This is a genomic window from Bacteroidota bacterium, assembly GCA_039714315.1.
GTDB lineage: Bacteria > Bacteroidota > Bacteroidia > Flavobacteriales > JADGDT01 > JADGDT01.
Genome location: JBDLJM010000229.1, coordinates 1 through 3,314, shown reverse-complemented (window position 1 = coordinate 3,314; position 3,314 = coordinate 1). Strand labels below are relative to the sequence as shown.

Below are 3,314 nucleotides of genomic sequence, written 5' to 3'. Positions count from 1 at the left end.
AAACAAAAAAACCCTCAAACTCCTGCAAGTGCAGTGTTTAAAGGCTATTCGTTTCATTGACATACAACGTCGTTGTACCTTGGGAGGGAATCGAACCCTCACTCCAAAAAAGGAACTGGATTTTGAATCCAGCGCGTCTACCAATTCCGCCACCAAGGCATTTATTCTGAACTTCTCTGCATTTTTCACAAAACATTATTTAATGTTTTTCCTGAATGCGGGTGCAAATATAAAACAGTTTTACTTATCCGCAAACCTTTTTTCAACAAAAGATTCCATCCAAAAAACAAAAAACACAAATACACCGATTTTAACAAATGCAACACATATAAAAGAGCTTGTTCAGTATCTGAAATTTTATTCAAGTACAACTAAATATTCATTCTCATAAAATTATCACAATATTACCCAACTTAAGTTAAACAACTGTTAAACAAGCTATTCCAACGCAACAAATTATCAATACCCTGCGTCATATTGTTGTAACAGAAGTTCTTTAAAATGCATCTGAAAAAACTGAAATGTTAACAATTTGCAAAACCCATTCAACTTTTAACATGGTATTCTGATAAAATAAGTTAAATGAGGTTAAAAAAGTTAAATCGCTCTGAATTGGCCAATTAACGGGGTAAATTTAACATAGAAATTAACGAAAAAAGGTATTAACGAATATAAAAACATTGCATTATGAAATCTTTATTTAATAAGTTAGGTTTAGTTCTTGGGTTAGTATTATTATTTAGTTTTAGCACAGAGGTTCTTGCTACCGATCCTCCTGCTATCGATAATGTTGTAAACTTAAGAATGAATGAGGGAACTGTATGCTGTACTGTAACCCTTGCCGAATGTTGTCAGTTCGAAAGTGATTTCGGCTGGAAGAAAAACAATGCTTTGAGAGTATTGAAAGCAGGTTGTGGAGAAGCAATTAGCGTAACAAGAGTTGGTGATTATACTTACTATGATTTCCGTCCAAAAAATAATGAGGTTGCAAGACTGGTAACTAACAAAAAAGACAAGACTATCATGCTTGTTACTTATAAGTTCAAAAAAAATAGTAAGATAGTAAGTAGTTAAAATTTTAGATTAAACAAAATGTAGGTATATCATTACCTCCCAATTCTCGAAACGGATGTGTTTATTACATCCGTTTCCTTATGTTTGACAAGACCTATAACTAAATATATTAACATCATCCACTAATTTTTAATAAGTTTCTAATTATAAACAATAATCACGTTCACAATTTCATTTATCTTTATAGCTTTAATACTTTACACCAAACAGAACATATAAATTGACGATTTATGGTCATGGACAAAAAATTATCGGCTTTACGAAAGCTAATGAAAAAAAGCAATATCCAAGCTTATATTATACCAAGTACCGACCCTCATATGAGTGAATATGTAGCTGATTTCTGGGAATCGAGAAAGTGGATATCAGGTTTTACAGGATCGGCTGGCTTAGTTGTCGTAACAATGACAGAATCCGGACTTTGGACCGACGGAAGGTACTTCCTGCAGGCAGAACAACAACTCGAAGGTAGCGAGATGAAACTCTTCAAACAAGGAATGCCCGATGTTCCTGAATTTGACGAATGGCTGACTAAAACCCTGAGTAAAGGAGAGGTAGTCGGTGTTGATTCACGCGTGTTCGCTGTTTCGGCATATGCTAAACTGAGAAATACGCTAAAAAAAGTCGGACTTAAACTTGACGGGAATAACGATTTCATTAAAACCATTTGGGAAGACAGACCAGAGATGCCTGCTGAAAAAGCTTATATACTTGATGAAAAATATGCCGGGAAATCAATCTCTGATAAAATATCTGAAATCAGAAAAAAATATACTGAACTTGAAGCTGATTCTCACTTAGTTGCAACTCTCGACGATATAGCCTGGATATTCAACCTTAGGGGAAGTGATGTTGCATACAATCCTGTAACAATAGCTTATGCCCTATTCACAAAAGATAATACTACTCTTTTCATAAAAAAGAAAAAGCTGTCGGAACAGGCAAAAGCAGTATTGAAAGACAATGGAGTTCAGGTAAAAAGCTATAAAGCCCTGGAGTCGTATGTGAAAAACAATCTGACATATTCAAAATGTCTTGTCGATCCTGACAGGCTGAATCAGAAAGTTCTATCGTGGATTAAGAAAGGAAGCGAAATAATAAAAGCTACAAATCCCTCAACATTTTTCAAGTCAGCGAAAAATAAGACAGAACTCGAAAATATCAGAAATGCGATGCGTAAAGACGGTATCGCGATGACTAAATTCCTGCACTGGATCGACAACAGTGTCGCGGGAGGAGAAGTTACAGAGGTTGGAATCTCCGACAAATTAATTGAACTTAGAAAAGAACAGGAAAATTTCGTAGGCGAAAGCTTCCCTACAATAGCAGGTTATAGAGAACACGGGGCAATAATACATTACTCGGCCAACGGAGAAAGCGATAAAAAGCTCGAAGCTTCAAGTTTTGTACTGGTAGATTCGGGAGCACAATACCTTGACGGAACTACCGATCTTACGCGAACTATAGCCTTAGGCCCTTTAACCGAGGAGGAAAAAAGAGATTACACCTTGGTGTTAAAAGGTCATATTCAACTGGCTCTGGCAAAGTTCCCTGAAGGCACAAGAGGTTGCCAGCTCGATACTTTGGCACGTCAGGCTTTATTGCGCGAAGGTAAAAATTACCATCACGGAACCGGCCACGGAGTAGGATTCTTCCTGAATGTTCACGAAGGCCCTCACAGTATCCGCCCTGATCTTAACCAGAACCCTATTCTGGAAAGCAGTATCACATCAAACGAACCGGGTCTGTATAGAGCAGGTAAACACGGCATCAGAATAGAAACTCTTGTAGCTGCTAACAAATGGAAAGAAACCGAATTCGGTAATTTCTTCGAATTCGAAACTCTTACACTTTGCCCGATGGATACCAGGCCAATTGTAAACGAATTACTTTTGGATGAAGAAAAAGAATGGTTAAACAACTATCACAAAGAGGTCTATGAGAAAATAAGCCCTTCTGTAGAAGGAGATGTTTTGGAGTGGTTGAAAGCTGCAACTAAAGCGATTTAATATATCCCCTCATGAGAAGGGGAAATTTCAAACAGCGATAACTTTTGAAATTGGGGTGTGTTTTTGCGCCTCATAAACCATTTAATAATAATTTGGCCGGCACCCCACATTATTCATAGAAAGATATTTTTTTTCAAAAATTGCGGTGAATAATGTGGGTTAACGGGTGTTCCGTTGTAGTTGTATATGGCAAAATATTTTCACAATAGCAAAAAAAGGAGCTCCGCAAGG

Annotated in this window: 2 protein-coding genes and 1 tRNA gene; 2 read left to right on the top strand and 1 reads right to left on the bottom strand. The window is 36.9% G+C overall.

What is annotated here, in order from left to right; all coding sequences use genetic code 11:
• Nucleotides 1-75 precede the first annotated feature (75 nt).
• A tRNA-Leu gene (locus ABFR62_13780) sits at nt 76-159 on the bottom strand.
• A gap of 528 nt (nt 160-687) precedes the next feature.
• Between ABFR62_13780 and ABFR62_13775 the strand changes: the two genes are divergently transcribed.
• Together ABFR62_13775 and ABFR62_13770 are read left to right on the top strand one after the other, a co-directional pair.
• Entirely contained in the window at nt 688-1,074 is a 387-nt protein-coding gene (locus tag ABFR62_13775; protein ID MEN8139488.1) for a hypothetical protein, read from the top strand.
• A 236-nt stretch (nt 1,075-1,310) separates the two neighbouring features.
• On the top strand, nt 1,311-3,083 hold the full coding sequence (locus ABFR62_13770) for an aminopeptidase P family protein (protein ID MEN8139487.1): 1,773 nt from the start codon (nt 1,311-1,313) through the stop codon (nt 3,081-3,083).
• Nucleotides 3,084-3,314 lie beyond the last annotated feature (231 nt).